The organism is Sphingomonas sp. G-3-2-10, from assembly GCF_012927115.1.
Lineage (GTDB): Bacteria > Pseudomonadota > Alphaproteobacteria > Sphingomonadales > Sphingomonadaceae > Sphingomonas.
Window position 1 is genome coordinate 2,867,423 of sequence record NZ_JABBFY010000001.1, and the last position, 25,020, is coordinate 2,892,442.

31 protein-coding genes are annotated in these 25,020 nt (G+C 66.1%); 13 read left to right on the forward strand and 18 right to left on the reverse strand.

The annotated features are described in order from the left end of the window. The first annotated feature begins 156 nt into the window (after positions 1-156). The 5 genes from HHL13_RS14415 (at position 157) to HHL13_RS14435 (ending at position 3,816) form a co-directional block, all read left to right on the forward strand. The gene (locus HHL13_RS14415) at positions 157-573 is read left to right on the forward strand and encodes a biopolymer transporter ExbD (RefSeq protein WP_169556319.1); all 417 of its coding nucleotides are present in this window, start codon (positions 157-159) and stop codon (positions 571-573) included. A gap of 108 nt (positions 574-681) precedes the next feature. Beyond that, a complete protein-coding gene (locus HHL13_RS14420) occupies positions 682-1,191 on the forward strand; it encodes an MliC family protein (RefSeq protein ID WP_169556320.1) in 510 nt (169 codons plus the stop codon). 17 nt (positions 1,192-1,208) lie between these two features. Further along, positions 1,209-1,604 (forward strand): acyl-CoA thioesterase, encoded by a 396-nt coding sequence (locus tag HHL13_RS14425; RefSeq protein WP_169556321.1) that lies wholly within the window; start codon positions 1,209-1,211, stop codon positions 1,602-1,604. Then, positions 1,604-2,347: a 16S rRNA (uracil(1498)-N(3))-methyltransferase gene (locus HHL13_RS14430; protein ID WP_169556322.1), complete on the forward strand. Its 744-nt coding sequence runs from the start codon at positions 1,604-1,606 to the stop codon at positions 2,345-2,347. Before HHL13_RS14425 ends, HHL13_RS14430 begins: the two co-directional genes overlap by 1 nt. A 95-nt stretch (positions 2,348-2,442) precedes the next feature. Continuing rightward, positions 2,443-3,816 (forward strand): glutamate--cysteine ligase, encoded by a 1,374-nt coding sequence (locus tag HHL13_RS14435; RefSeq protein ID WP_169556323.1) that lies wholly within the window; start codon positions 2,443-2,445, stop codon positions 3,814-3,816. A gap of 3 nt (positions 3,817-3,819) precedes the next feature. Here the strand turns inward: HHL13_RS14435 and HHL13_RS14440 are convergent, their stop codons facing one another. Continuing rightward, complete coding sequence (locus HHL13_RS14440) at positions 3,820-5,121, reverse strand: isoprenylcysteine carboxylmethyltransferase family protein (protein WP_169556324.1); 1,302 nt, start codon at positions 5,119-5,121, stop codon at positions 3,820-3,822. Between the two features lie 141 nt (positions 5,122-5,262). Between HHL13_RS14440 and HHL13_RS14445 the strand changes: the two genes are divergently transcribed. The 4 genes from HHL13_RS14445 to HHL13_RS14460 are packed head-to-tail and all read left to right on the forward strand — an operon-like array spanning position 5,263 to position 9,102. Next, positions 5,263-7,164, forward strand: a complete 1,902-nt coding sequence (locus HHL13_RS14445; protein ID WP_169556325.1) for a collagenase — start codon at positions 5,263-5,265, stop codon at positions 7,162-7,164. 30 nt (positions 7,165-7,194) lie between these two features. Continuing rightward, positions 7,195-7,749 (forward strand): inorganic diphosphatase, encoded by a 555-nt coding sequence (ppa, locus tag HHL13_RS14450; protein ID WP_169556326.1) that lies wholly within the window; start codon positions 7,195-7,197, stop codon positions 7,747-7,749. Then, on the forward strand, positions 7,659-8,441 hold the full coding sequence (locus HHL13_RS14455; protein ID WP_169556327.1) for a hypothetical protein: 783 nt from the start codon (positions 7,659-7,661) through the stop codon (positions 8,439-8,441). The genes ppa and HHL13_RS14455 overlap by 91 nt, the downstream gene beginning before the upstream one ends. A 10-nt stretch (positions 8,442-8,451) precedes the next feature. Next, the gene (locus HHL13_RS14460; RefSeq protein WP_206376936.1) at positions 8,452-9,102 is read left to right on the forward strand and encodes a DUF1345 domain-containing protein; all 651 of its coding nucleotides are present in this window, start codon (positions 8,452-8,454) and stop codon (positions 9,100-9,102) included. Here the strand turns inward: HHL13_RS14460 and HHL13_RS14465 are convergent. The 7 genes from HHL13_RS14465 to HHL13_RS14495 all read right to left on the reverse strand — a co-directional run bounded on the left by HHL13_RS14465 (position 9,099) and on the right by HHL13_RS14495 (position 13,917). Next, entirely contained in the window at positions 9,099-9,458 is a 360-nt protein-coding gene (locus HHL13_RS14465; RefSeq protein WP_169556328.1) for a TfoX/Sxy family protein, read from the reverse strand. The genes HHL13_RS14460 and HHL13_RS14465 overlap by 4 nt on opposite strands. Further along, the gene (locus tag HHL13_RS14470) at positions 9,458-9,931 is read right to left on the reverse strand and encodes a GNAT family N-acetyltransferase (protein WP_169556329.1); all 474 of its coding nucleotides are present in this window, start codon (positions 9,929-9,931) and stop codon (positions 9,458-9,460) included. Before HHL13_RS14470 ends, HHL13_RS14465 begins: the two co-directional genes overlap by 1 nt. Next, positions 9,928-10,824: a DMT family transporter gene (locus tag HHL13_RS14475; protein ID WP_169556330.1), complete on the reverse strand. Its 897-nt coding sequence runs from the start codon at positions 10,822-10,824 to the stop codon at positions 9,928-9,930. Before HHL13_RS14475 ends, HHL13_RS14470 begins: the two co-directional genes overlap by 4 nt. Further along, entirely contained in the window at positions 10,821-11,138 is a 318-nt protein-coding gene (locus HHL13_RS14480) for a hypothetical protein (protein WP_169556331.1), read from the reverse strand. The genes HHL13_RS14475 and HHL13_RS14480 overlap by 4 nt, the downstream gene beginning before the upstream one ends. Before the next feature lie 53 nt (positions 11,139-11,191). Next, entirely contained in the window at positions 11,192-11,446 is a 255-nt protein-coding gene (locus HHL13_RS14485; RefSeq protein ID WP_169556332.1) for a hypothetical protein, read from the reverse strand. Then, positions 11,443-12,567 carry a flavodoxin-dependent (E)-4-hydroxy-3-methylbut-2-enyl-diphosphate synthase gene (ispG, locus tag HHL13_RS14490; protein WP_169556333.1) on the reverse strand — a complete coding sequence of 375 codons (1,125 nt, stop codon included), beginning with the start codon at positions 12,565-12,567 and terminating at the stop codon, positions 11,443-11,445. Before ispG ends, HHL13_RS14485 begins: the two co-directional genes overlap by 4 nt. A gap of 72 nt (positions 12,568-12,639) precedes the next feature. After that, a complete protein-coding gene (locus HHL13_RS14495; protein WP_169556334.1) occupies positions 12,640-13,917 on the reverse strand; it encodes an EAL domain-containing protein in 1,278 nt (425 codons plus the stop codon). Between the two features lie 129 nt (positions 13,918-14,046). Between HHL13_RS14495 and HHL13_RS14500 the strand changes: the two genes are divergently transcribed. Continuing rightward, positions 14,047-15,255 carry an acyltransferase family protein gene (locus HHL13_RS14500; RefSeq protein ID WP_169556335.1) on the forward strand — a complete coding sequence of 403 codons (1,209 nt, stop codon included), beginning with the start codon at positions 14,047-14,049 and terminating at the stop codon, positions 15,253-15,255. On the opposite strand, the gene HHL13_RS14505 is transcribed toward HHL13_RS14500, so the two are convergent. Continuing rightward, positions 15,202-16,032 (reverse strand): LytTR family DNA-binding domain-containing protein, encoded by an 831-nt coding sequence (locus HHL13_RS14505; protein WP_169556336.1) that lies wholly within the window; start codon positions 16,030-16,032, stop codon positions 15,202-15,204. The two genes, HHL13_RS14500 and HHL13_RS14505, sit on opposite strands and share 54 nt — an antisense overlap. An 86-nt stretch (positions 16,033-16,118) precedes the next feature. Between HHL13_RS14505 and HHL13_RS14510 the strand changes: the two genes are divergently transcribed. The 3 genes from HHL13_RS14510 to HHL13_RS14520 all read left to right on the forward strand — a co-directional run bounded on the left by HHL13_RS14510 (position 16,119) and on the right by HHL13_RS14520 (position 19,265). Continuing rightward, positions 16,119-17,294, forward strand: a complete 1,176-nt coding sequence (locus tag HHL13_RS14510; protein WP_169556337.1) for an acyltransferase family protein — start codon at positions 16,119-16,121, stop codon at positions 17,292-17,294. A 35-nt stretch (positions 17,295-17,329) separates the two neighbouring features. Further along, positions 17,330-18,277 (forward strand): isoaspartyl peptidase/L-asparaginase, encoded by a 948-nt coding sequence (locus HHL13_RS14515; RefSeq protein ID WP_240953861.1) that lies wholly within the window; start codon positions 17,330-17,332, stop codon positions 18,275-18,277. Positions 18,278-18,419: 142 nt separating this feature from the next. Then, complete coding sequence (locus tag HHL13_RS14520) at positions 18,420-19,265, forward strand: S1/P1 nuclease (protein ID WP_169556339.1); 846 nt, start codon at positions 18,420-18,422, stop codon at positions 19,263-19,265. On the opposite strand, the gene HHL13_RS14525 is transcribed toward HHL13_RS14520, so the two are convergent. The 9 genes from HHL13_RS14525 to tolQ form a co-directional block, all read right to left on the reverse strand. Beyond that, positions 19,262-19,498, reverse strand: a complete 237-nt coding sequence (locus HHL13_RS14525) for a hypothetical protein (protein WP_169556340.1) — start codon at positions 19,496-19,498, stop codon at positions 19,262-19,264. The genes HHL13_RS14520 and HHL13_RS14525 overlap by 4 nt on opposite strands. Positions 19,499-19,627: 129 nt before the next feature. Next, positions 19,628-19,840: a PF20097 family protein gene (locus HHL13_RS14530; protein WP_169556341.1), complete on the reverse strand. Its 213-nt coding sequence runs from the start codon at positions 19,838-19,840 to the stop codon at positions 19,628-19,630. A 1-nt stretch (position 19,841) separates the two neighbouring features. Then, positions 19,842-20,051, reverse strand: a complete 210-nt coding sequence (locus tag HHL13_RS14535; RefSeq protein ID WP_169556342.1) for a toxin-antitoxin system HicB family antitoxin — start codon at positions 20,049-20,051, stop codon at positions 19,842-19,844. A gap of 10 nt (positions 20,052-20,061) precedes the next feature. Beyond that, positions 20,062-20,970 carry an SPFH domain-containing protein gene (locus HHL13_RS14540; RefSeq protein WP_169556343.1) on the reverse strand — a complete coding sequence of 303 codons (909 nt, stop codon included), beginning with the start codon at positions 20,968-20,970 and terminating at the stop codon, positions 20,062-20,064. 119 nt (positions 20,971-21,089) lie between these two features. Then, positions 21,090-21,596, reverse strand: coding sequence for a peptidoglycan-associated lipoprotein Pal (gene pal, locus HHL13_RS14545; protein ID WP_169556344.1), 507 nt, complete (start codon positions 21,594-21,596; stop codon positions 21,090-21,092). A gap of 69 nt (positions 21,597-21,665) precedes the next feature. Then, complete coding sequence (tolB, locus tag HHL13_RS14550) at positions 21,666-23,045, reverse strand: Tol-Pal system beta propeller repeat protein TolB (RefSeq protein ID WP_240953711.1); 1,380 nt, start codon at positions 23,043-23,045, stop codon at positions 21,666-21,668. A 13-nt stretch (positions 23,046-23,058) separates the two neighbouring features. Then, on the reverse strand, positions 23,059-23,805 hold the full coding sequence (locus HHL13_RS14555) for a hypothetical protein (RefSeq protein WP_169556346.1): 747 nt from the start codon (positions 23,803-23,805) through the stop codon (positions 23,059-23,061). Positions 23,806-23,869: 64 nt separating this feature from the next. Then, positions 23,870-24,325: a protein TolR gene (tolR, locus tag HHL13_RS14560; protein WP_169556347.1), complete on the reverse strand. Its 456-nt coding sequence runs from the start codon at positions 24,323-24,325 to the stop codon at positions 23,870-23,872. A 6-nt stretch (positions 24,326-24,331) separates the two neighbouring features. After that, the gene (tolQ, locus tag HHL13_RS14565) at positions 24,332-25,018 is read right to left on the reverse strand and encodes a protein TolQ (protein WP_169556348.1); all 687 of its coding nucleotides are present in this window, start codon (positions 25,016-25,018) and stop codon (positions 24,332-24,334) included. Between the last annotated feature and the right edge of the window lie 2 nt (positions 25,019-25,020).

Sequence of the window (25,020 nt, forward strand, 5' to 3'; positions counted from 1 at the left end):
CACCAATCATATCGGCGTCGCCCCGGATTTAATCCGGGGTCCCGCTCACTGTCAGCGCTGCAAGCGGGACTCCGCCTCAAGGCCGGGGTGACGAAAATAACTTGCCCTCCCTTCTCATCGATGTGATGTTACATCATCAATTGAAGGAGAGGTGCCATGTCCAGTGCGTCCCGTGCCGTTCCCCTCAACGCCGCCGCGCCGATCGGCGAGATGAACACCACGCCGCTGATCGACGTGTTGCTGGTGTTGCTGGTGATGATGATCATCACCATTCCGATCCAGAGCCATCAGGTGCCGGTCGACCTGCCGCAGGGCGGCCCGGCCAGCGCGCCCGTCGACAAGCCGCACAAGCTGAGCATCGACGCGCGGGGCGTGCTGTTCTGGGATGGCGCGCCGGTGACCGACACCCAGCTTCCCGGGCTGCTCGCGCCGCTGGCCGACGCGGGGACCACGCTGCACATGCAGACCGATCCCGAAACGCGATACGACCGGTTCGACCAGGTGCTGGCGATCGTGAAGAAGCAGGGCATCACCCAACTCGGCTTTGTCGGCAACCAGCCGTTCCCGGACTGAGCCTGGTCCGAACCGGGCCCGGCCCGAATTAGGGCTGGCCGGATCGACGGAACAGGCGCATCTGGTTCGCGTTCGGTTTGTCGCCGTAACGTCGTTTCGAGGATCCGGATGCGCCTTTTCCTGCTGCTCGCCTGCCTGCCTCTCGCCGCCTGCAACGCGTCGGACGATACGCGCAATCCCGGCGCCGACGTGTACAATCTGGAAGCGGTCGACAAGGAAGCGCTGGACATTGCGCGCGAGAAGGCCGCGCGCGAAGCCGAGGAAGAACGCATCGCCGAGGAGCGCGCTCAAGCCGAAGCGAATGCTGCCGCCGAAAATGCCTCGATTGCGAATGCCACTGGCGCCACGCCGGCGCCCTCCCCCGCTCCGGTCGAGGACAATCGCTCGGCGGCGCGGTTCCGCTGCATGGACGGGACCAAGATCGCGGTCCGCTTCGATCCCGACAATGGCCGGGCGACGGTTGCACGCGGCGGCAAGACGCTGGCGGTATTGCAGCAGGAGCGCGCGGCATCGGGCATCTGGTACAAGGGTCAGGGCCACGAGCTGCGCGGCAAGGGCTATGACATGACCTTCACCCAGCCGAACCTGCCGCCGCTCGCTTGCACCACGATCCGCTGAGCGGCATCAGGAGCGCGATGACGCGCTTCACCATGACCTTCACCGCCATGCCCGAGGACATCGACATCCTCGGCCATGTCAACAATGCCGTCTGGGTCCGCTGGATTCAGGACATCGCCGTGGCGCATTGGGAAGCGTGGGCGCCGCAGGCCGATCAGGACGGCAGCTTCTGGGTCGTGACGCGGCACGAGATCGATTATCGCGGCAATGTGGCCGAAGGCGAGACGGTGACCGGCGAAACTTGGGTCAGCGATCCGCCGCGCGGGGCAAGGTTCGACCGCAATGTGCGCTTCACCGGCAGCGACGGGAAGGTCCGCGTCGAGGCGAAGACGACCTGGGCGATCATCGATCGCGCCACCGGTCGCATCATGCGCGTGCCGCCCGCGCTGACCGAACTGTTTCTGGAAAAGTGATGGCCGCGACGCCCGCCTGGCCGCCGCAATCCACACCGCGCCTGTTCGTCGAAGGCGAGCTGGCGCAGGGGCAGCAGATCCGCATCGATGGCGGGCAGGCGCATTATCTCGTCTCGGTGATGCGGATGAAGATCGGCGATCCGGTGAAACTGTTCGACGATCGCACCGGCGAATGGCTGGGCGTGGCGGCACATGTCGGCAAGCGCGACCTGATCCTCGACATCACCCAGCAGTTGCGAGAGCGCGAGGCGGTGCCCGATCTGTGGCTGTGCGCCGCGCCGATCAAGAAGGGGCGAATCGACTGGGTTGCGGAGAAGGCGTGCGAGTTGGGGGTGGACCGGCTGCGACCCGTGCTGACGCGGCGGAGCGTGGTGGACAAGCTCAACCTCGAGCGGCTGCGCAGCCATATGATCGAAGCGGCGGAGCAATGCGGGCGCACTGCCCTGCCCTCGCTGGACGAGCCGGTGAAGCTGACGGCGTTTCTGCGCGACTGGCCGGAGGATCGGGCGCTGTTCTTCGCCGATGAGGCGGGTGGTTTGCCCGCGGCCGAGGCGATGCGCGCGCGACCGGGGCCAGCGGCGATCCTGATCGGACCCGAAGGCGGCTTCGACGATGCCGAGCGCGACGCGATCCGCGCGCACCCGCAGGCGGTGGGCATCGCGCTGGGTCCGCGCATCCTGCGCGCCGAGACCGCAGCGGCGGCGGCGGTTGCGGTGTGGATGGCGGCGGCGGGGGATTGGTGATCCCCCGCAAGGGGGACGATCTGGTTTGTGACGCTTATGAAATCATAAGGGCAACACCTCTGGCGAAGCGCCTGCCCAATCGCTAAATGCGCGAAATGAGCACGAAGACCGTTTCGAACAGCAACTCGCCGGTCATCGAAGACCGTGCTCAGTTGGTCGACTATTTCGCACGCGGCGAGAAGCCCCGCGAGCGCTGGCGCATCGGCACCGAGCACGAGAAGTTCGTCTATTGGAAGGACAGCCATCGCGCGCCTTCCTATGAGGAGCCCGGCGGCATTCATGCGCTGCTGATCGGCCTCACCAAATATGGCTGGAAGCCGGTCTATGAGGGCGAGAACGTCATCGCCCTGTCCGGCCCCGACGGGGCGATCAGCCTCGAGCCGGCCGGCCAGTTCGAGCTTTCGGGCGCGCCGCTCGACAATCTCCACCTGACCTGCGCCGAGACCGGACGGCATCTGGAGCAGGTGAAGGCGATCGGCGACCAGCTCGGTATCGGCTTCCTCGGGCTGGGCATGTGGCACGACAAGACGCGCGCCGAGCTGCCGATCATGCCCAAGGGCCGCTACGAGATCATGCTGCGCCACATGCCGCGCGTGGGATCGCTGGGCCTCGACATGATGCTGCGCACCTGCACGATCCAGGTGAATCTCGACTACGCATCCGAAGCAGACATGGCGAAGAAGTTTCGCGTCGGCCTCGCGCTCCAGCCGCTGGCGACTGCCCTGTTCGCCAATTCGCCCTTCACCGAGGGCAAGCCCAACGGGTTCCTGAGCTTCCGCAGCAACATCTGGTCGGACACCGATCCGGCGCGCACCGGTATGCTGCCCTTCGTGTTCGAGGAGGGCTTCGGCTATGAGCGCTACGCCGAGTACGCCCTCGATGTGCCGATGTACTTCGTCTATCGCGACGGGAAATATATCGATGCCGCCGGGCAGAGCTTCCGCGACTTCCTGAAGGGCGAATTGCCCGCCTATCCCGGCCACAAGCCGACGATCGACGATTGGGCGGACCATCTCTCAACCGCGTTCCCCGAAGTGCGGATGAAGCAGTTCCTCGAGATGCGCGGCGCCGATGGCGGGCGCTGGGGGCGGATTTGTGCGCTGCCCGCCTTGTGGGTCGGGCTGCTTTATGACGATGGTGCGCTCGATGCGGCGTGGGACTTGGTGAAGGGCTGGACCATCGATGAGCGCCAGACGCTGCGCGATTCGGTGCCGAAACTGGCGCTCGACGCGCCGGTACCGGGCGGGCGCAAGCTGCGCGACATTGCCGGAGAGGTGCTCGACATTGCGGGCGCGGGCCTTGCCGCGCGCCAGCGGTTCAACGCTTCGGGCGACAACGAAACCGGCTTTCTCGATCCGCTGCGCGAGATCGTGCGGACGGGCAAGGTGCCGGCGCAGGTGCTGCTCGACCGGTTCAACGGCGACTGGGGCGGCGATATCTCGCGGGTGTACGATGAAGCGAAGTTCTGACGCTTACTTCCGGCCGATAAGCCCGCCTGCCCATGCGAACGCGCGCGGGACAGGGCCGTTGCGGGTCATCCATTCGTCATAGGCGATATAGGCCGGGTCTTCGCTCAGATGGCGTTCCTCGGTCTTGGCGCGCCAGTAATAGACGCCGCTGACCAGCGCCATGATGAAGCTGTTCGACGCCGCGTCGTACCAGCTGCCGGTGGTCGCGAGGAACGGCAGGGTCGAGATCCACCAGAAGCTGTTCTTGGCGAGATAGGCCGGGTGGCGCGTCCACGCATAAGGTCCGTGGGTCAGCACGCCGCGATGCGTGAGGTTCGAGAAGCGCATCCCGAAGGCGATTGTCGCCCAGGCATAGATGCCGGTCAGCACGACCAGCACCACGCCGAACACGCTCAGCACCCAAGGATGGCCCGCGAACCAATAGGCCCAGTCGGCGGTGCCTTCGTGATAGTCGAGCGGGCCGCCATCGCCCATCATCAGGAAGGGCGGATAACAGATCAGCGCCGCCATCCAGCCCGCCGCATAGGGATTGGCGGTGCGGATATGGCTGTCGAGCGGGCGGAAGGTAAGGATGTACCCCGCGGTCGCGAAGGCGACGTCGATCACGAACATGAAGGTGATGCAGAAGCTGGCGAGCGCGACGGGGTTCTGGAAGATCGTCGCCGCGTCCCAGCGGACGAACTCGCCGAAGCCCGGCGGGACGATCGAGACCATGAAGGCGAGGAAGAAGCCCTTCACCGCCCAGCTGCGCAGATGGTTGTAGATGGCGGGCTTGTCGGCCTCGCCATTGCCCATCGCCCAGCTGCCCAGCGCATAGGCGCCATCCTTGGGGTTCACCAGCCGCCGGTCTAGCCACATCACATAGGGGATCGAAGCGAGGAACAGCCAGGGCGCAACCATTTCGAAGCACCACATGGCGAAGGGGAAATTGGCGTAGCGCGTTTCCCACCAGAATTTGCCGCCAGCATAGATGATCGCGATGCCGCCCCAAGTGAGCCACAGCCCGGCAAGCTTGGTGCCGCTGATCTCCAGCGTCTCGCGCCACGGGCGGACGTTCGACCAGTCGATGCCGGTGGAGGGATTGCGATGCACCTTGTCGACGAAGATCGACCAGAGGATCATCGGCACGCCAACCGCGGCGACATTGACCAGTGCCGAGAACGGGCCATCGAGGCCATAGTGCCGCGCGATGACGATCCACGCGACCATGCCCGCCAGACCGATAAACCCGACTGCGCCGCTCACCGCCGATTTGGGGCGGGGATCGGCCTTTGCCTGAAGGGCCAGTTCGGGATCGTGATACATGGCTGCGAGACGTAACGGCGAATGGTTAGTGAGCCGTGAACTCTGTCAGGGACGAGCTGGTGCGCCCCAAGCTTTACCGCCCCGCTTTCAATTGCCTATGACCTCCGGCATCTCCCCATTCCGCCGAAAGGCTCCCCGATCATGTTCCGCCCCATCCTCCTTACCGCCGCTCTGCTCGCCAGCGCGGCACCCGCAATCGCCCAGAACGTCCCCGGAAACTCCGCGCCGCACCGCGTGCCCTTCCGCGACACCATCCCCGCGCCGCGCGACGTCGCCTATCCCGGCACGATGATGCTGTATGTCGATGCGACCAATGTGCAGCAGGGCATCTTCCGGGTGAAGCAGACCATCCCGGTCGCGAAGAGCGGGCATATGGTGCTGCTCTATCCGAAATGGATTCCCGGCAAGCACGGCCCACGCGGCGAGATCGACAAGATGGCGGGCCTCCAGATTTTCGCCAACGGCCAGCGGCTGGCATGGCGGCGCGATCCGGTGGACGTGTTTGCCTTCCATATCGAAGTGCCCAGGGGCGTGAAGACGCTGGACGTCGAGTTCCAGTTCCTGTCGGCCACCAAATCCGATCAGGGCCGCATCGTGATGACTCCGGCGATGATGAACCTGCAATGGTATTCGCTCGCCCTCTATCCCGCCGGCTATTACGCGCGCCGTATCCCGGTGATCGCGAGCGCGACCTATCCCGAGGGCTGGACCGCCGCCTCCGCGATTCCCGCCAAGACCGACGGCGCGACCTACACCTATGACAAGGTGGATTTCGAAGTGCTGGTCGATTCGCCCGTCTTCGCCGGCCGCTATTATCGCGAGTTCAACCTGGGCGAGCGCGTCGACCTGAACGTCTTTGCCGACAGCCCCGAGGAGCTGGAAGCCAAGGAAGAGCATATCCAGAAGCACCGCAATCTGGTGGATCAGGCGATCAAGCTGTTCGGGTCGCAGCATTACGACCGCTACGAATTCCTGTTCGCGATCAGCGCGGAAATGGGCGGCATCGGCGTCGAGCATCACCGCAGCTCGGAAAATGGTGTGGGTCTCGGCTATTTCGCCAAGTGGGACGATCAGAACACCTCGCGCAACCTGCTCTCGCACGAATATACCCATAGCTGGGTCGGCAAATATCGCCGCGGCGCGGATCAGATCGTGGTCGATTTCCGCCAGCCGATGCGCAATTCGATGCTGTGGGCCTATGAAGGGCACGACCAGTTCATCGGATATGTGCTGGGCGCCCGTTCGGGCCTGATGACCAAGGAAGATACGCTGGAAGTGCTGGCCGGTTACGCCGCGCTTCAGGACACGCGCCCCGGCCGTCACTGGCGTTCGATCCTCGACACCACCAACGATCCGATCATCACCGCCCGCGCGCCCAAGGGCTGGCTGAGCTGGCAGCGTTCGGAAGACTATTATGTCGACGGGCTGATGACGTGGATGGCGATCGATTCGATCCTGCGCGAGAAGAGCGGCGGGACCAAGTCGATCGACGATTACGACCGCGCCTTCTACGGGATGCGCGACGGCGACTATGGCGTGCTGCCCTTCACCATCGAGGACATCGTCAAGACGCTGAACGACATCGTGCCCTATGACTGGCGCACCTTGCTGAACGAGCAGGTCTATTCGACGACCGAGCATGCGCCGCTCGACGGGTTCGTCCGCAACGGATACCGGCTGGTCTATACCGACAAGCCCAACAAGGCGACGCCGAAGACCAGTCTGGACCTGATGTACTCGCTGGGCCTGATGATGGGCGCCAGCGGGATCAGCCAGGTGATGTGGGACGGCCCCGCGTTCAAGGCCGGGATCGACCTGGGCGACGAGATCATCGCCGTGAACGGACGCGGCTATACGCAGGACCGGCTGAAGGCTGCGGTGGTCGGCAACAAGGACGGCAAGGAGCCGATCCGGCTGCTGCTGAAAAGCGGCGACCGATACCGCGAAGTCGTCATCGACTATCGCGAAGGCCTGCGCTATCCGCACCTCGAAAAGATCGGTGAAGGAGAGGCCGGTCTCGACAAGCTGCTTCAGCCCAAATGAGCGGGGCAGCGCATCCTGCATAGGTTTGACATGCGTATTGATATGATTCCGGTCGGCGACGACGCACCGAACAGCCTGAATGTGATCATCGAAGTGCCGACCGGCGGCGAGCCGGTAAAGTATGAGTTCGACAAGGAATCGGGCGCGCTGTTCGTCGATCGCATCCTGCACACCCCGATGCGCTATCCGGCGAACTATGGCTTCGTGCCGCACACGCTGTCGCCCGATGGCGATCCGCTCGACGCGCTGGTCATCTCGCGATCGCCTTTCATCCCGGGCTGCGTCGTGCGCGCGCGTCCGATTGGCGTGCTCAAGCTGGAAGACGAAGCCGGCGGCGACGAGAAGCTGATCTGCGTCCCCGTCGACACCACCTTCCCCTATTATTCGGACGTGGGCGAGCGGCAGGACCTGCCCTCGATCGTGCTCCAGCAGATCGAGCATTTCTTCAAACACTATAAGGACCTCGAGTCCGAAAAGTGGGTGCGCATCGGCCAGTGGGGCGATGCCGAGGAAGCCAAGCGGATCGTGCTCGAAGCGATCGAGGCCGCGAAGGTGGCCAAGGCCGCCAAGGCAGCCGCAGCCTGACCCCGGCGCTGGCCTGGCGCGTCTGCGCACTCGCCGGGCTGGCGACCACCGCCGCATCCTTCGGGTTCGGCGCGATCCCGCACCTCGGCACGGCCTGCGGGCCGACCTGGGGCGCGGGGCCGATCATCGCATTCGAGCTGGTCCGCTCCTCCGCCGACATGCTGTCGCTGTTCGGCGACGAGCCGTGCCGCACGACGATGATCGCGGCGCAGCGCGCCGGGCTGTGGCTCGACATGGCGTGGTTCATTCCCGCCTACACCGCCTTTCTAGCGCTGGCCGCCTGGGCGCTGCGGCCGGTCCATCGCTCTTTGGCGCTGGCGGCAGTGGCGGTGCTGCCGCTCGCAGGGTTGTTCGACGAGATCGAGGGCGTGGCGCTGTTCGGCATCCCGAACGGCTTCCCCGGCGATGCGCACTGGTTCACCCCGCTCTGGCTGGCGGTGCACGCCAAGTTCGTGCTGCTGGCGCTGGGCGAACTGATGATCGCGACGCTGCTGGTGAAAGGCACATGGCTGGCGCGCGCCGGGGCGGTGCCGGTCGCGCTGGGCGGTGCGGTGGCCCTGTGGATGATCCTTGCCGACCCGCGCAGCCCGCTGATGATGCAAGGGCATCGCTGGGCCTGGACCGCGTTGCTGATCGTCGCGATCGTCGCGGCGATCCGGCCCACTCTGGTCGCGGGGCGCGATAAGGCGTAGCCTGTCCGGTATGGCGGCCCGGAAGCATCGCTGGAGCATCGGCAACCTGATCGCGCCGCCGCGCTTCATCCTGTTCATCCTCGCGCTGGCCGGCGGCTGCTGGCTCGCCATTCCGCTCTACGGCCTGCGCTATGGCGCGATGCTGGCGTTCGACGGTGCGGCGCTGCTGTTCATCCTCGCCTGCCTGCCGCTGCTGAGCCATGAGTCCGAGCGGATGCGCGTCTCTGCGCTGCGCAACGACGCCAACCGGGTGTTGCTGCTGCTGCTGACCATAGCGGTGAGCCTCGTCGTGCTGGCGTCGATCGCGAGCATCCTGATGGAAAGCGGGGAGCGTCATCCGCTGACGCTGGCGAAGATCATCGGCACGCTGTCGATCAGCTGGGTCTTCTCCAACCTGATCTATGCGCTCCACTACGCCCATCTCTTCTACAAGGATGCGGACGGCAGCGACGCGGGCGGGCTGGAATATCCGAAAACGCCCGAGCCCGATTATTGGGACTTTCTCTACTTCGCCTTCTGCCTCGGCATGACCTTCCAGACGAGCGACGTGTCGGTGACCGATCGCCGGATGCGGCAGGTGGTGACGCTGCACTGTCTGGCGGCGTTCGTGTTCAATCTTGGCGTGATCGCCTTCACGATCAACGTGCTGGGCGGCGGCTAGGCTTTCGGCTTTTTAGGCTTCTTCTTCGGCGCGCGTTCCCCGGCAGCCACTGCGAGCGCTGCCCATTCGCGCATCGCGTCGGGATCGTCATAGACGTCCGCCGGCGCACGGCGATAGTTCATCGTCTCGACCTTGCCGTCGCTGCCGGTGAAGGTGAAGCGATCGCATCCCGCTTCGTCCCATACCGGCGCGCTGACGGCATCGGCCTTGAACCAGACCTCGCTGTCGTCGACCACGGCGAAGACGATGCCGTCGAGATAGAGCGTCGCGCCGCCCATCATCCGGCGCATCGAGACGGTACCGAGCGGTTCCAGCGCCTCGATCACCCAGTCGACGAGACCGGCATCGAACGCCATCAGCCGGCGAGGCTCCGCAGCGAATCGCCTTCCATCCGCCAGCGCTCCCAGCCTTCGACCGGCGCCGCGCCGATGGTGCGGTAGAAGCCCTTGCCCAGTTCGTTCCAGTCGAGCACCGCCCATTCGAGCCGCGCCCCGCCGCGCTCGACCACCAGCGACGCCAGCTTCGACAGCAGCGCGCGGCCGAGGCCCGATCCGCGCGCGTCGGGTTCGACGAACAGATCCTCCAGCCAGATGCCGGGCTTGCCTTCGAAGGTGGAGAAGGTCTGGAAGAACAGCGAGAAGCCCTTGGGTGCGCCATCGACCTCGCCGATGATCACTTCGGCGGCGGGGCGGTCGCCGAACAGATGGCGGCGCAGCGTTTCGTCGTCGAACACGACTTCGTGGAGGAGCTTCTCGTAATCGGCGAGCTTGCGGATGAAGCTCGCGATCAGGTCGAAATCCTCGGGTCCCGCTGCGCGTATCGTGATCATTGCAGTCCAGCCTCCGCTTCGGGCGCACCCGATTGTTTGCGCACCGCCATCAAACAGCCCGCGACGATCAGCAAGGTGCCGGCGATGGTCGCCAGTGTCAGCGGCTCGTCGAACCAGATCCAGCCCATGATCGCCGCCCAGATGAAGGCGGTATATTCGACCGTCACGAGGATCTGCGCCTCGGCGCGGGCGTAGGCCCAGCTGAGCAGCAGCAGCGATGCGGTGGCGAGCAGAGCGGCCGCGCCGATCCCCGGCCAGTGCGGCGCGGCGGGCAGTTCGAGGAACCACGGCGCGGCCAGCGCGAGCAGACCGGTGACGAACATATTCTGGAAAAAGGCGATCTCCAGCGGCTTGGCGAGTTGCGCCTGATGCCGCGCGACGACGAGGTTCACGGCATAGAAGACCGCCGACACCAGGACCGCGCCCATGCCGAGCAATGTCTCGTGGCTGTGCGTGCCGCCGATCCGCCCGGCCACGACCACCGCCACGCCGGCGAGGCCGAGCAGCGAGCCCAGCACCGAGCGCGGGCCGACCTTTTCCTTCAGCACCAGCGCGGCCAGCGCCAGCGCGATCAGCGGCGCGATGAACGACAGCGCGATCGCTTCGGCCAGCGGCACGCGGACGATGCCCCAGAAGAACGCCATCGCCATCACCGCAACAAGGATCGCGCGGAAGAAATGGACCCTGAGCGTCGAGCGGATCGGCATCACCGGGCGCGTGGCCGCATAGAGGATGCCGGTCAGCACCACCGCGACGCCGAGCCGCCAGATCAGCGTGTTGTACGCGCCGATCTGAAGCGAGACGGCCTTCATCACCGCGTCCATCACCGAATAGAGCGCGATGCCCGCGCATGCCGCGAGATAGGCGGGGACGACCTGAGACTTCGCACTCATGAGCGGCGCGCCCGCGTCTCGATCAGCCGGACGATCCAGTGATCGGCGACCAGCGCCGCGATGCCGCCGAACAGGATCATCGCGATGAACCCGCTGACCGGCGCTGCGATCTCGGGCCGGTTGGCGGCGATGGTGACGAGGCGCAGCGCGAGCAGCAGGATCGAGACGACCGCGACGCGCCGCAGCCAGATCGCGACCCAGCCGGACCAGCCCTCCGCCCCCTTCGCCGCGACGATCGCCCAGCGCGCGGCGAGCAGCGCCGCCACAAGCATCAGCGTATCGCCGAGCACGGCAATGGGTTCGGTCGCGGGCATGAATCGCCGCCTAGCGCGGGGGCGTAACAAAGGCGAGAGGGTGCTTGCGGAAGCTATGCCGTCTCGTCGTCCGGATCGAAGCGAGTGATCCGGCCCAACTGCAGCTCGTCGATGCGCAGCGTGCGGATATGGGCCTTGCCGATCCACAGCCGGCCAATGGCGAAGGCGCCGAGCGCGAGCGCCCCCATCGCCATCGCGCCGACCGCTACCGCCGTCGCGGTCGAGATGCCCGTCGCGGATGCGCCGGTGGCCGTGGCGCCGACTGCGGTTGCGCCGTCCTGCTTGTGCGAGACGGCTTTGCCCTTCACTCGGCCGCCTGCGCCGCGCTGTCGTTCGTCGCTTCGATCTCGGCGGCCTTGGCTTCGACCAGCTTGACGATGTGATCGATCATCCCGGCATCCTGCACGTGATGGTCGGTCACGCCCGACAGATAGACCATATGCTTGCCGTTGCCGCCGCCGGTGATGCCGATGTCGGTCTCGCGCGCTTCGCCGGGGCCGTTGACCACGCAGCCGAGCACCGAAAGCGACATGGGGGTGCGGATATGCTGGAGCCGTTCCTCCAGCGCCTGCACCGTGCGGATCACGTCGAAGCCCTGCCGCGCGCAGCTGGGGCAGGAGACGACGCGGACACCCCGGTTACGAATGCCCAGCGCCTTCAGAATCTCGAAGCCGACGCGGACTTCCTCTTCCGGCTCGGCCGAGAGGCTGACGCGGATCGTATCGCCGATGCCGTACCAGAGCAGCGAGCCGATCCCGATCGACGACTTGACCGTCCCGCCGACGAACCCGCCCGCTTCGGTGATGCCCAGATGCAGCGGGCAATCGACCATCTCGGCAAGCTGCTGATAGGCGGCGACCGCGAGGAACAGATCGCTGGCCTTCACCGCGACCTTATATTCGTGGAAGTCATGGTCCTGGAGCAGCTTGATGTGATCCATCGCGGACTCGACCAGCGCTTCCGGACACGGCTCGCCATATTTCTCGAGCAGGTCTTTTTCGAGGCTACCGGCATTCACGCCGATGCGAATCGCGCAGCCATTGGCCTTGGCCGCATCGACCACTTCCTTCACGCGTGCGGCCGAGCCGATATTCCCCGGATTGATGCGCAGGCAGGCGGCGCCGGCGTCGGCAGCTTCGAGCGCGCGCTTATAGTGGAAATGGATGTCCGCGACGATCGGCACGCGGCTGGCGCGGACGATCTGCTTGAGCGCGGCAGTCGATTCGACATCGGGGCAGCTCACCCGGATGATGTCGACGCCGGCATCCTCGCAGCGGCGGATCTGGTCGATCGTCGCCTTTGCGTCGGAGGTGAGCGTGTTGGTCATGGTCTGGACCGTCACCGGGGCATCGCCCCCGACGGGGACGTTGCCGACCATGATCTGCCGCGAGGTGCGGCGATGGATATCGCGCCAGGGACGGATGGACATGGGTGGCGCTATACTCGCGCTGCGGTCTCAAGGGAACGCCCGGCGTGCGCCTGCACCGAAAGCGGACGAAATCTACGCGACACGCCGCGAAGGCGTCGCCGGCGCATGCGGTTCGGCGGTCGCCGCCACCCCCAGCATATGCTGCTGCGCAGCCACCAGCGGCATCGGGCGGCTGAACAGATAGCCTTGCCCATAGGTGACCCCGAGTTCGCGCAGCACGTCGCGTTCTTCGCAACGCTCGATCCCCTCCGCCACGATCGACGCACCGATGCGGGTAGCGAAACCCACCAGCGCACTGGCCAGCGCGCGGCGGGCGAGATCGCGGTCAACGTCGCGGGTGAGGCTCATGTCGAGCTTCAGGATATCGGGCTCGAGCGCGATGATGTGCCGCAGGCTGGAATAGCCCGCGCCGACATCATCGATCGCGATCCGCGCATATTCGCGCAGCCGGTCGAGCGATCCGCGCAGCTCGCTGTAATTCTCCACCCGCGCATGTTCGGTCAGTTCGAGGACGAGGTTCGGCACCTGCGCCTCACGGAGGAAGGGCAGCAACCGGCCCGAAAGCACCGTCTCGGGCGAAACGTTGATCGAGACATAATGATCGCCCGGCACATAAGCGCTGGCGGCGAGCGCGTTGCGCACCGCCGCCAGTTCAAGATCGATGCCGAGACCGACTTCGAACGCTTCCTCGAACCACTCGTTGGGCGGACGCTGGCCTGCGTCGGCGAAGCGGGCGAGCGCTTCGCACCCGGCGCTGCGGCCAGTTGCCAGCCGGTGGATCGGCTGGAGGAAGATGGCGGGCTGACCGAGGTCGATCGCTTCCTCGACGCGCGCCCCGATCAGCGCCTGCGCGCGATCGGCGTCGCGCTGCTGCTCGATCTGGTCGATCGCGAGGTCGGCGAACGCGCGCAGCGTGCTGAGGTCGCGTGCGTTGAGCGTATGGTTGGGCGTGCGGCTGAGGCAGCAGAAGCTGCCATAGACGCTGCCGTCCTTGAGCCGCAGCGGCACGTTCATATGCGCGCCGACGGGCAGCGCATCGGTGATCGGCAAGGTGCGGGCGAAAGGGATTTCGCCGGCATCGGCGATCAGTTCGGGCAAGCGGCCGTGCAGGATATGATAGCAGAACGTGTCTTCGCTCGGCTCCGAATCGCCGGGCTTGGACGGCACCGGGATATCGGTGCTGATATGCGTGAATTGCCGCCGGTCACCGACGAATCGCGAGGCGAAGGCGATTTCCATGCCGAGATGCTGGCGCACGGCGTCGAGGATCGCGTCGATCTGCGAGCGGCCGGGCGCCGGCGGCGGCAGATCGCTTGCGCTCAGGAATCCGTTTAACGGATTGATCGTCATCGAATTTCCTCCCGCACCCTTCGCCACCCTTTCGGGGCGAACCGGTTGCGAAAGCATGAAGCTAAGGGAAACTGCGTACGGAACGTTCCCGTAACGCTTCCCTTACGCGCCGCCGCTAAGGGAATGGCGATGCACCCGAGTGGCGCCAGTTCGAGCAGTACCCCAAGCCAGCGCCATTATGGGCTCGACTGGCTGCGCATCGCTGCGTTCGCGCTGCTGATCCTCTACCATATCGGCATGGCCTTCGCGCCGTGGCAGTGGGTGATCCACACCGCCTATCACTTCCCCGGTCTGATCGGGCCGATGGCGCTGCTGACGCCGTGGCGGCTGCCGTTGCTGTTCGCGGTCTCGGGCTATGCCTCGCGCGCGTTGTTCGACAAGTCGGGCAGCGCCGGGCCGTTCGCGCGATCCCGAGTCAGAAGGCTGCTGATTCCGCTGGGCTTCGGCATGGTCGTGTTGGTGCCGTTGGAGATGTGGGTGCTGGTGATGGAGGGCGGCTATACCGGCTCGTACCTCCATTTCTGGACCAGCGATTATTGGCGCTGGGGCGAATTTCACGGCCGCGAATTCCCGAGCTGGGAGCATCTGTGGTTCGTCGCCTATCTGGCGGCCTATACCTTCCTGCTGGCCGGTGCGCTGGCATGGCGCGGCGAACGGGTGTTCGCACTGTTCGACAAGGCCGCCGCGTGGCTGGCGACGGGCAACCGCATCCTGTGGGCGCCGGCCCTCGCGCTGGTCGCGATGAAGCTGGCGCTGCTGTTCGTCGTGCCCGAGCGGCAGGGGCTGTTCCGCGACTGGTCCGGCCATGCGCAATATCTGCCGATCTTCCTTGCGGGCTTCGTCCTTGGCGGCACGCTTTCGTTGTGGCCAGCGATTGCGCGGGTGTGGAAACCGGCATTGCTGCTCGCCGCCGTGGCGGGCGCGATCGATGTGGCGATGGAGCTCAACTATCCCGGCGCGACGCCGATCGGGCATGGCGCGATGGCGATCGACCGGGCGGCGCGGATCGCGATGGGCTGGTTCATGATCGTCGCGCTGTTCCACATCGCCCAGACATGGTGGAATCGAGACCATCCGTGGCGCGCGACTTTGGCCGAAGCGGTGTTCCCCTTCTACCTGATCCACCATCCGGTGATCGTGCTGCTGGCCTGGTACAGCCTGCCGCTGAAGCTGAGCGCGGGCGCGGAATTCGTGCTGCTGTTCACTGGCACGGCGGCAGCCTGCCTCGCTTTCTACCTGATCGGTCGCGACATTGGCTGGCTGCGCCCGTTCATCGGGCTTTCGTCAAAGCCCCTCGCGAAACCGGCGGCTGCCGCGCAGCTCGGTCCCGCCGGCTAGAGTCACGGTAAAGTCGCCGCTGCGGTCGGTTTCGACCGAGCGCACCGCCGCGCGGCGGACCAGCCGCCCGCGATGGATCCGCGCGAAGCCGCTGCCGAGCTGGTCTTCCACCGCCGCCAGCGTCGAACGGTGGAGCAGGATCCGCTGGCCCCAGGCGATCTCGACATAGTTGCCCGCCGACGCCGCCCAGTCGATCTCGTCGACCGGCACGCGATGGACCATGTTCCCGTCGGGGATTTCGAGGATCGTGGCGGCATCGCTCTCCGGCAACGGCCGGGCGAGAAGCCACTGGCCGAATCCGACGAACGCCAGCCCCATCGCATAGGTCGCGACGTCCTTGCGATATTCGTAGAGCAGCGCCATCGGCCAGTCGTCGAACGCATAGCTCTCGCCGCCGCTCGCGTAGACCAGCTTCCGCAGCGCGACCATCGCGACGACATGGACCAGCGACACCGGCGCCGTCGCCAGCGCGTGGAGCAGCACCGCCATGCCCCATGAGAAACGCGGCGGCCGCAGCCGCGCGGTGAGCCACCACAGCAAGGGGATCAGCGCGATCCACACCGCGACGCTGGTCAGCTGCCACGTCCAGACGTGCGCGCGCGTCTCGGCGACGCCCAGCTTGGCCATGTCCTCGATCGTCGATTCGACATTGGCGACCGACTGGATCGCAATGAAAGCGATCCCGCCCGCGATCAGCCACAGCAGATGCCGGCGGCGCAGCGCATCGCCGCTCGCCCCGCCTCCCCCGCCGTTCGTCCCTGCCGCCCGATCCGCCATCCCGCGCCCGCCGCCATTCCTCCCTCTTCGATAGAGGCGCGGCGGGCCGCCCGCTAGCCATCGCGCATCGCAAGAGGAGGGACCGGATGGACCGGCATTACGGGATGGACTGGCTGCGGATCGGGGCGTTCGCGCTGCTGATCCTTTATCATATCGGCATGTTCTTCGTGCCCTGGGGGTGGCACGTGAAGACCGCGCAGCCGCTCGACTGGGTGGCGGTGCCGATGCTGGCGGCCAACGCATGGCGGCTGCCGTTGCTGTTCGTGGTGGCGGGCTATGCCAGCGCGGCGCTGTATGGAAAGGAAAGCGTCGCGGCGTTCGTGACGTCGCGCGCGGCACGGCTGCTGATCCCTCTGGTCTTCGCGATGATCCTCCTGATCCCGGTCCAGCCGTGGATCGAACTGATGTTCAAGCACGGCTATGCGGGCAGCTTCGCGCGTTTCTGGACGCGCGACTATTTCCGCTTCGAGGCGATCGACGGGATCGTCGTGCCGACATGGCAGCATCTGTGGTTCGTGGTCTATCTGTGGGTGTACACCATGCTGGTGGTGGGGATCATCGCGGTGACGCCCGCCCGCGCGCAGGAGAGTTTCGCGCGGTTCATGGACGATCTGCTGAGCGGTCCGGGGCTGCTGATCGTGCCGATCGCATGGCTGGCGGTGCATATGGCGATCAGCGGACCGGATGCGAAGGAAACCCATGCGCTGGTCGACGATATGGTCGCGCACCGCATGTATTTTCCCGCCTTCGTCTTCGGCTTTTTCCTGCGCGATGCGCCCGGCACCTGGGCCGCGATCCGGCGCTGGTGGAAGGTCGCCGCCATACTGGCGCTGCTCGGCTATGGAGTCGTCGCGGGAATCGAGATGGCGTGGCCGGGCGACACCCGCGCGCCCGCCGAATGGGCGATGCTGTTCCGCGCCGCGCGGCTGATGCAAGGCTGGTGCGCGGTGCTCGCGCTGATCGGGATCGCCGATCGCTATTGGAACCGCGATCACAAATGGCGGCCGATGCTGACCGAGGCGGTGTTCCCTTTCTACATCATCCATCAGAGCATCATCGTGCTGGCCGGATGGTGGCTGCTGTCCTTCGCGCTTTCGCCGGGCGCGGAGTTCGTCATCCTCGTCGCGGCAACCGTAGCGGGATGCTGGGCATTCTATCTGATCGGGCGCGAAATCACGTTCCTGCGGCCGCTGATCGGGCTGCGGCTGGCACGGCCCGGACGATCTGCTAAGGCGGCGGCGCAACCCGTGGGAGTGCCGTGATGCGCCTCTTCCTGATACTGCTCGGAGCCTTTCTGATGACCAACCCCGCCAGTGCGCAGGAGCGCCCCAAATGGACTCTGGTGATCCACGGCGGGGCCGGGATCATCGAAAAGAGCCGGATCACGCCCGAAGCCGAAGCAGGCGTCCGCGCTGGGCTCGAGGCAGCGCTGGCCGCCGGATCCAAGGTGCTGGAAGAGGGCGGAACCGCGCTCGACGCGGTGCAGGCCGCGGTGCAGGTGCTGGAGGACGATCCGCATTTCAACGCCGGGCGCGGCGCGGTGTTCACCTGGGACGGGATCAACGAACTCGATTCGGCGATCATGGACGGCCGCACCCGCGCGGCGGGTTCGATCGCCGGATCGACCACCACGCGCCATCCCGTAGCGCTGGCCCGTGCGGTGATGGAGCATAGCCCGCACGTGATGCTGAGCGGCGAAGGCGCCGACGAGTTCGCGCGCGAGCAGGGATTGGAGCAGGTGGAGAATAGCTGGTTCGGCACCCCCGAGCGCCGCCGCCAGCTCGACGAGCTCAAGTCGCGCCGGGCCAACTGGTTCGACGTCGACCTGAAATACGGCACGGTCGGCGCGGTGGCGATGGACAGCCACGGCAATGTCGCCGCCGCGACTTCGACCGGCGGGCTGACCGGCAAGCGCTGGGGCCGGATCGGCGATTCGCCGGTCATCGGCGCGGGCACCTATGCCGACAATCGCGCCTGCGCGGTCTCGGCCACCGGCGCGGGCGAATTCTTCATCCGCGAAGGCGTGGCGCACGAGATCTGCGCAAGGGTGCGCTTCAAGGGCGAGACGCTGAAGCAGGCCGCCGACACGGTGATGGCGGAGACCCGCGATCTGGGCGGCACCGGCGGGGTGATCGTCACCGGGCCGACCGGCGAGATGGCGTGGAGCTTCAACACCCCTGGCATGTACCGGGGCAAGGCATCGTCGAACGGCGAACGCGTCGTGGAATTTTACGGCGAGCAGTGAAGTTCAAATCCTCCCCCGGAGGGGGAGGTGGCAGCGCAGCTGACGGAGGGGGAGCGCCACAGGCGATATCGCTTGGGGCAAGCCTCCCACCGCTTCGCGGTCCCCCTCCCCCTCCGGGGGAGGATTGAGTAAGGCTTCCCGCATGATTCGCGCACTCCTTCCGCTGCTCGCGGCAATCGCCGCCCTGCTCCCCAGCCCGGCCTTCGCTTATTGGGAATATGGGCACGAGACCGTTGCCCAGATCGCCTATCGCAACGTGAAGCCGCAGACGCGCGTCGCGATCCAGCGGATGCTCGCGCGATCCTCGATGCTGGAGACGCCGGAATGCCCGGCGCGGACGATCGAGGAAGCCAGCGTCTGGGCCGATTGCCTCAAGAAGCTGGGGCCCCGTTTCAGCTACACCTCGTCGTGGCACTATCAGAACGTCAATGTCTGCAAGCCGTTCGACCTGAAAAGCGCCTGCCGCGACGGCAATTGCGTGTCGGCGCAGGTCGAGCGCGACATGAAGCTGCTCAAGGATCCGAAAGTGCCGCTGCGCGAACGGATCCAGGCGCTCGCCTTCCTGATCCATTTCGTCGGCGACCTGCATATGCCGCTCCATGCCGGCGATCATGACGATCTGGGCGGGAACCGAGTCCGCGCGGCCTATGGCATCTACGCGCCCGAGCGGCTGAACCTGCACAGCGTGTGGGACGGATGGCTTGCCGAACGCGCCATCTCGACCCCGCCGTCGCTCGTCCGCCTCTATCCGCAGGCCGAGCGCACGCCGATCATGGCCGGCACCGTCGAGGAGTGGAGCCGCGAGAGCTGGACCATCGCCCGCGACGTTACCTATGCGACCGCGCTGGGCGGCGATCCGTGCGGGCCGACGCCGCAGCGCGTGCGGCTGGACGAAGCGACGATCGAGCGGCTGGTCGATCCGTCGCGGTTGCAGGTGGTGCGCGGCGGGTTGCGGCTGGCACGGCTGCTGGACGAAGCGCTGGGTTAGTTTTCACCGCTCCAGCGCCAGCGCATCCCGCCTTCGGTCTTGTTGACACACAGCATCACATAGATGGCGAGGACCGGGATCAGCAGCGCCAGGAACGCCGTACCGAACCGTTTGGCGAGGAACGCGATCGCGACGCTCAGCGTCGCCACGACCAGCGTGGCGACCCAGCCCTGCCAGCTCGCCGGCGACACGCCCCAGCCGAAGCGCTTCGCCCGGAACCAATAACCGGTCACAGGAACATCACCCCTGCGCCGATCCCGATCATGGCGATCGCGGCGACCACGAGCAGCTTCACCCGCCCGGGCTTCGCATGAGCCATCATGAACATCATCCCGTCCTCCCGTTTCGATGGATTGGAGGGCTCAGCCCTTCGCATAGCTTTCGAGGAAACCGCACCGGCCGCAGCGCCACGTCTGGATCTCATACTTCGCCTGCCGGCCGAGCTTCACCCCGAACCAGCCCTTTACCGGCGCGCCTTCGACCCAGCTGCTGACCGACTTGAGGCCCTGATTCTCTTCGAGCATGAAGCCCTGGACCATCGAACCCTGGCATTTGGGGCATGTGTTCGTACGCATTTCATTCGTCCTTGCTATCCTTGGGCGGACGCCCGCGCTTCGCCCGGACCGGGTCCGCCAGCTTCACGCCGCGCTTGCCCAGCGCCTCGCGCAGCAGGCATTCGACCTGGGCGTTGACGCTGCGCAGATCGGTCGCCGCCGACCGCTCGATCGCCGCGTAGAGCGCGGGATCGAGGCGGAGCGGAAACGCCTTCTTGGGGGGAGCCGACACGCCAGCCGCCTTACTGGTACAGCGACCCTGCGTTGACGATCGGCTGGGTGTCGCGCTCGCCGCACAGCACCACCATCAGGTTGGACACCATCGCCGCGCGGCGTTCGTCGTCGAGCTCGACGACATTCTTCGCGCTGAGCTGGTCGAGCGCCATCTCGACCATGCCGACCGCGCCTTCGACCAGGGTCTGGCGCGCCGCGACCACCGCCTGCGCCTGCTGACGCCGCAGCATCGCGCCGGCAATCTCCTGCGCATAGGCAAGGTGCGTGAAGCCGCATTCGTCGACGGTGATGCCCGCCACCTTCAGCCGCTCGATCAGTTCGAGGCGCAGTTCCGCACCCACCTGATCGTGGTTGCCGCGCAGCGTGACTTCCTGATGTTCGAAATCGTCATAGGGATAGCGCGAGCCGATGGTGCGGACTGCCGCTTCGATCTGGACGTTCACGAATGCCTTGTAATCGTCGACGTCGAACAGCGCCTGCGCCGAGTCCGTCACGCGCCACACCACCTGCGCCGCCATCTCGATGGGGTTGCCGCGCAGATCGTTCACCTTGATCCGTTCGGAGATGATGTTGTTGGCGCGGACCGACAGCTTCTTCTTGATCATCCACGGCCAGGTCCAGCGCAGGCCGGTGGTGCGATCGGTGCCCTTATAGTCGCCGAACAGGGTGATCACGACCGCCTGGTTGGGCTGGAGCAGGTAGAAGCCGATCGCGATGAACGCGAAAGCGATGCTGCCCACCACCAGCGTGATGCCGGCCGCCGCATCCATATTCCGCTGCGCCGCCCAGATGCCGAAGGCCGGACCGCCGACGAGGATCACGAGCAGCAGGATCAGCATTCCATAGCCGCTGGCGGTGCTCGCGGAACTCTCGCTGCTCTGCCGGAGCGCGGGGCCGCCGCTCTTGATGTCGCTCATTCTTACCTCCCGAAATTATGATATCGTATTTATATCGTTCCGGGTGACGGTCAAGCGGAATCGAAAAGGCCGCCGGAGCGGGTGCTCCGACGGCCTTCGATTCAGGTCCGGAGACCGGATCAGTTGATGACGATGGTCACCGCGCGGCGGTTGGCCGCCCAGCTGCGTTCGTCCGAACCCAGCGCCAGCGGGCGCTCCTTGCCGTAGCTGATCGTGCTGATCCGGCTCGGCGAGACGCCGCGCGCGGCGAGATAGTTCTTCGCGGCATTGGCGCGGCGATCGCCCAGCGCGAGGTTGTACTCGCGGGTGCCGCGCTCGTCGCAATGGCCTTCGAGCGTCACGCGGGCCTGCGGGTTCGCCACCAGCCAGCGCGCCTGGCTGTCGAGGATCGAGCGCGCTTCGGGATCGATGTCATACTGATCCAGCGCGAAATGGATCGTGTCGCTGCTCACTTCGCGCTTGAAGCGCTCGTTCAGCGGACCGGCGATGTCGTCGCCATTGCCGCCATTGTCGACGACAGGGCCTTCCTCGCTCGGCGGCACCACCGTTACCGGGGGCTTCTTGGTGCAGGCTGAAGTCGCGATCAGCGCTGCGCCGAGCATCATGCTGGTCAGGATTTTGGCCATGTTGGTCTCCTCATTGGCTATTGTCACAAGCCCGTCCGCGCCGGGCATAGCATGGATTGCTGTAACGTTTCAGGGGCGAATCGGTCCCCAACTGGGATCGGAGCCGTCCAGCGGGGTCGGAATCTTGCGCGAGTGGCCCGCATTGACGTCGACCGACCACAGATCCGGACGGCCCGAACCCTGTGCCGAACGGAAGAACATCAGCACGCGGCCATTGGGCGCCCAGCTCGGCCCCTCGTCGCCCCAGCTGTTGGTCAGCAGCTTCTCCCCGCTACCGCCCGGGCTCATCACGCCGATGCGGAACGCGCCGCCGCCCATCTTGGTGAAGGCGATCAGATCGCCGCGCGGGCTCCATGCCGGGGTGCCGTAATTGCCGCCGCCGAAGCTGATCCGGTTCTGGTTCGAGCCATCGGCATTCATCACGTAGAGCTGCTGGCGGCCGCCGCGATCGCTTTCGAACACGATCCTGTTGCCATCGGGCGAATAGCTGCCGCCGGTATCGATGCCCGGGGCGGTGGTCAGCCGCTGCGGCGTGCCGCCCCCGCCCGAACCGACGCGATAGAGATCGACATTGCCGTTGACCGCCATCGAGAACAGCACCCAGCGCCCGTCCGGCGAGAAGCGCGGCGCGAAGTTGAGGTTCACGTTAGACGCCACGAGATGCGAACGGCGCGTGCCCATCGTGTAGATGTAGATCGCCGGCTTGCGCTGCTCGTAGCTCATATAGACGATCTTGCTCTGGTCCGGCGAGAAGCGCGGGGTGAGCACGATCGTCTGGCCATTGGTCAGGAAGCGGTGGTTCGCGCCGTCCTGATCCATGATTGCCAGCTGCTTGATGCGGCGGTTCTTGGGCCCGCGCTCGGCGACATAGACGACCTGGCTGTCGAAATAGGGGCCGTCGCCGGTGAGGCGCGCATAGATGGCGTCGGCGCATTTGTGGCCGGCGCGGCGCCATTCGCCCGGCGATACGACAAAGCCTTCGCGGATCAGCTCGCGCCGCGACGCCACGTCATAGACATAGCAGCCCACGGTCAGCGTGCCGTTGCCATTGGCGCGGACATAGCCCTGCACCAGCGCCTGCGAGGCATAGGCGCCCCAGCTTTCGTAGTCGGGCGTGTTGACTTCGGAATAGGCGATCGGCCGCGCCGCGGTCGGCCCGACGGTCTTGAAGATGCCGGTGTTGCGCAGATCGTCGTCGATGATCTTGGAGAGCTGGCGGCCAAGCTCGTCGGTGGTGCCGGCGGGCGTCGAGGCCGACTGGTTGGTCGGCATCACCGGGATGATGATCGGGAGTTCGCTGCGCTGGCCGCCACGCAGATCGATGATCGGCCCCTCGTCGTCCTCACCCGGCGTCGGCGTGGGCGTCGCGACGGGCGCGGGAGGCGTCTGGGCGTTCGCCACGCCGGACCATGCGACAAGCGCCGCGCCGATCAGCAAGAGTTTCCGCATCATCTTCTCCACTTCAACTCGACAATTGGTACCGGAAGGTCAGGCTCTTCCAGCCACCTTTTACATCATACAGGTCCGCCGGAAGCCCGCGCAGCGGCGTGCAGCCCTTGAACACGGCCTCGACCGCATCGTCGACGCGCGTCACGTAACGCTGGTTCCCGTCGTTGACCCCTTCGTGGCGCAGGATGCGAACGCTCTCCAGCGCGCCGTTCGGCTTCAGCCGGAGCTGGACGATCGCGACGATCGATTCGGCTTCGGCGGCGGGGATATTCTGACGGTCGGCGCAGGGCTGGACCTGACGCTTCACCGCCGACAGGAAATTGGCCTGCTCCGCGCCGGTTGCCGAGGCTTGCGAACGGTCGCCCTTGCCATTGGTCTTTTCCTCCGCCGGACCGGACACGTCGAGACCGGCAAGGCCGCTGGTGTCGCGCTTGTTGTTCGGCTTTTGGTTCGGCTTGCTCGACGCGTTCGCGCTGTTCGGCGGGCGCGGGGTCGACTTGGGCTGCGGCTCGGGCTTCGCCGCAGGCTTGGGCGGCTGCGGCTTGGGCTCGGGCTCCGGTTCGGAATCGGGCGGCGCGATCTCGGTATCGTCGGGCGTGGCTTCCTCGCCGGCCTTGGGCGCAGGCGGCTCGTCGCTGGGATCGGGCGCGGCGCTGACCATGCCGATCTCGTCGGTCAGCGTGACCTGAATCGGATCGTTACGCGGCGTCTCGTCCTCCTCGCGCCCGGCGAAGAAGATGACGAGCGCCAGCAGTCCCACATGACCGACGATCGCGGCCGCGAGGCCGCCCCATTCCGATGAGCGGATCAGGTCACCCTCCGCATCACTTCTTGGCGTCTTTCTTCGCGCTGCTCGAATTGGTGACGAGGGACACGCGGTTCAGCCCGGCGCGGTTGAGCTCGCCCATGACCTTCATCACCTTGCCATAGTCGAGCGCCTGATCGGCGCGCAGGAAGATGAGCGGCGGCTTGCCATCCGCATCGGTGCGCTTGGCCAGCGTATCGAGCTCGCCGCTCAGCGCCGCATCGGCCACGGGCAGATCGTCGATATAGACCTGACCGGTCGGATCGACGGTGATCTGCACCGGCTTGCTGTCCTGCTCCAGCGCCTTGGCCTTGCTCTCCGGCAGGTTCACCGCGACGCCGGCGTTGAGCAACGGCGCGGTGACCATGAAGATGATCAGCAGCACCAGCATCACGTCGACCAGCGGCGTGACGTTGATCTCCGCCATCGGCGCACGCCGGCCGCGGCCGCGCTTCGAGGGAAGGTGCATCGCCATCGCGGCTTACGCCTCCAGCTCGAGCCGGCGGCTGAGCGTCGCGTGGAAGCCGTCGGCGAAGCGGTTCAGCCGCTGCTCGACGCGATTGATGCGGTGGCTGAACGCATTGTAGGCGATGACCGCAGGGATCGCGGCGGCAAGGCCGATCGCGGTGGCGAACAGCGCCTCGGCAATGCCCGGCGCCACGGCCGTGATCGACGAGCTTTCGGTCGCCACGATCTTGGTGAAGCTGTTCATGATGCCGACCACCGTGCCGAACAGGCCGACGAACGGCGCGACCGAGCCGACCGTGGCGAGGAAGTTCAGCCGGTCGGCCAGGCGATCGATTTCGTTGGCGATCGTCGCGCCCATCGCGGTCGCGAGACGCTCACGCGTGCCCTCACGGTCGATCGCCTTGCCCGAAGTCGAGCGGCGCCATTCGGTGACGCCCGCCGAGAAGACGCGCGCGATCGGCTGATCCCGGCCGGCGACGCGGCGGTGGAACTCGTCGATATCGTCGGCTTCGCGATATTCGCCCTCGAACTTGTCGATCGCCTTGCGCACGCCGCTGATGCGGAATCCGAAGCTGATCGTGATCGCCCAGCTCCACAGGCTGGCGAGGAACAACCCCGCCATAACCAGTTTCACGATCCAGTGCGCCTGTACGATGAGACCGACAAGCGACGTCGGATCGGCGTTGGTCAGAAAATCCATAT

What these genes read in the sequence shown, in the direction of transcription:
- HHL13_RS14415 (WP_169556319.1), top strand. Translation starts at nt 157, where the DNA reads ATGTCCAGTGCGTCCCGTGCCGTTCCCCTCAACGCCGCCGCGCCGATC.
- HHL13_RS14420 (WP_169556320.1), top strand. Translation starts at nt 682, where the DNA reads ATGCGCCTTTTCCTGCTGCTCGCCTGCCTGCCTCTCGCCGCCTGCAAC.
- HHL13_RS14425 (WP_169556321.1), top strand. Translation starts at nt 1,209, where the DNA reads ATGACGCGCTTCACCATGACCTTCACCGCCATGCCCGAGGACATCGAC.
- HHL13_RS14430 (WP_169556322.1), top strand. Translation starts at nt 1,604, where the DNA reads ATGGCCGCGACGCCCGCCTGGCCGCCGCAATCCACACCGCGCCTGTTC.
- HHL13_RS14435 (WP_169556323.1), top strand. Translation starts at nt 2,443, where the DNA reads ATGAGCACGAAGACCGTTTCGAACAGCAACTCGCCGGTCATCGAAGAC.
- HHL13_RS14440 (WP_169556324.1), bottom strand. Translation starts at nt 5,121, where the DNA reads ATGTATCACGATCCCGAACTGGCCCTTCAGGCAAAGGCCGATCCCCGC.
- HHL13_RS14445 (WP_169556325.1), top strand. Translation starts at nt 5,263, where the DNA reads ATGTTCCGCCCCATCCTCCTTACCGCCGCTCTGCTCGCCAGCGCGGCA.
- ppa (WP_169556326.1), top strand. Translation starts at nt 7,195, where the DNA reads ATGCGTATTGATATGATTCCGGTCGGCGACGACGCACCGAACAGCCTG.
- HHL13_RS14460 (WP_206376936.1), top strand. Translation starts at nt 8,452, where the DNA reads ATGGCGGCCCGGAAGCATCGCTGGAGCATCGGCAACCTGATCGCGCCG.
- HHL13_RS14465 (WP_169556328.1), bottom strand. Translation starts at nt 9,458, where the DNA reads ATGGCGTTCGATGCCGGTCTCGTCGACTGGGTGATCGAGGCGCTGGAA.
- HHL13_RS14470 (WP_169556329.1), bottom strand. Translation starts at nt 9,931, where the DNA reads ATGATCACGATACGCGCAGCGGGACCCGAGGATTTCGACCTGATCGCG.
- HHL13_RS14475 (WP_169556330.1), bottom strand. Translation starts at nt 10,824, where the DNA reads ATGAGTGCGAAGTCTCAGGTCGTCCCCGCCTATCTCGCGGCATGCGCG.
- HHL13_RS14480 (WP_169556331.1), bottom strand. Translation starts at nt 11,138, where the DNA reads ATGCCCGCGACCGAACCCATTGCCGTGCTCGGCGATACGCTGATGCTT.
- ispG (WP_169556333.1), bottom strand. Translation starts at nt 12,567, where the DNA reads ATGTCCATCCGTCCCTGGCGCGATATCCATCGCCGCACCTCGCGGCAG.
- HHL13_RS14495 (WP_169556334.1), bottom strand. Translation starts at nt 13,917, where the DNA reads ATGACGATCAATCCGTTAAACGGATTCCTGAGCGCAAGCGATCTGCCG.
- HHL13_RS14500 (WP_169556335.1), top strand. Translation starts at nt 14,047, where the DNA reads ATGCACCCGAGTGGCGCCAGTTCGAGCAGTACCCCAAGCCAGCGCCAT.
- HHL13_RS14505 (WP_169556336.1), bottom strand. Translation starts at nt 16,032, where the DNA reads ATGGCGGATCGGGCGGCAGGGACGAACGGCGGGGGAGGCGGGGCGAGC.
- HHL13_RS14510 (WP_169556337.1), top strand. Translation starts at nt 16,119, where the DNA reads ATGGACCGGCATTACGGGATGGACTGGCTGCGGATCGGGGCGTTCGCG.
- HHL13_RS14515 (WP_240953861.1), top strand. Translation starts at nt 17,330, where the DNA reads ATGACCAACCCCGCCAGTGCGCAGGAGCGCCCCAAATGGACTCTGGTG.
- HHL13_RS14520 (WP_169556339.1), top strand. Translation starts at nt 18,420, where the DNA reads ATGATTCGCGCACTCCTTCCGCTGCTCGCGGCAATCGCCGCCCTGCTC.
- HHL13_RS14530 (WP_169556341.1), bottom strand. Translation starts at nt 19,840, where the DNA reads ATGCGTACGAACACATGCCCCAAATGCCAGGGTTCGATGGTCCAGGGC.
- HHL13_RS14540 (WP_169556343.1), bottom strand. Translation starts at nt 20,970, where the DNA reads ATGAGCGACATCAAGAGCGGCGGCCCCGCGCTCCGGCAGAGCAGCGAG.
- pal (WP_169556344.1), bottom strand. Translation starts at nt 21,596, where the DNA reads ATGGCCAAAATCCTGACCAGCATGATGCTCGGCGCAGCGCTGATCGCG.
- tolB (WP_240953711.1), bottom strand. Translation starts at nt 23,045, where the DNA reads ATGCGGAAACTCTTGCTGATCGGCGCGGCGCTTGTCGCATGGTCCGGC.
- tolR (WP_169556347.1), bottom strand. Translation starts at nt 24,325, where the DNA reads ATGGCGATGCACCTTCCCTCGAAGCGCGGCCGCGGCCGGCGTGCGCCG.
- tolQ (WP_169556348.1), bottom strand. Translation starts at nt 25,018, where the DNA reads ATGGATTTTCTGACCAACGCCGATCCGACGTCGCTTGTCGGTCTCATC.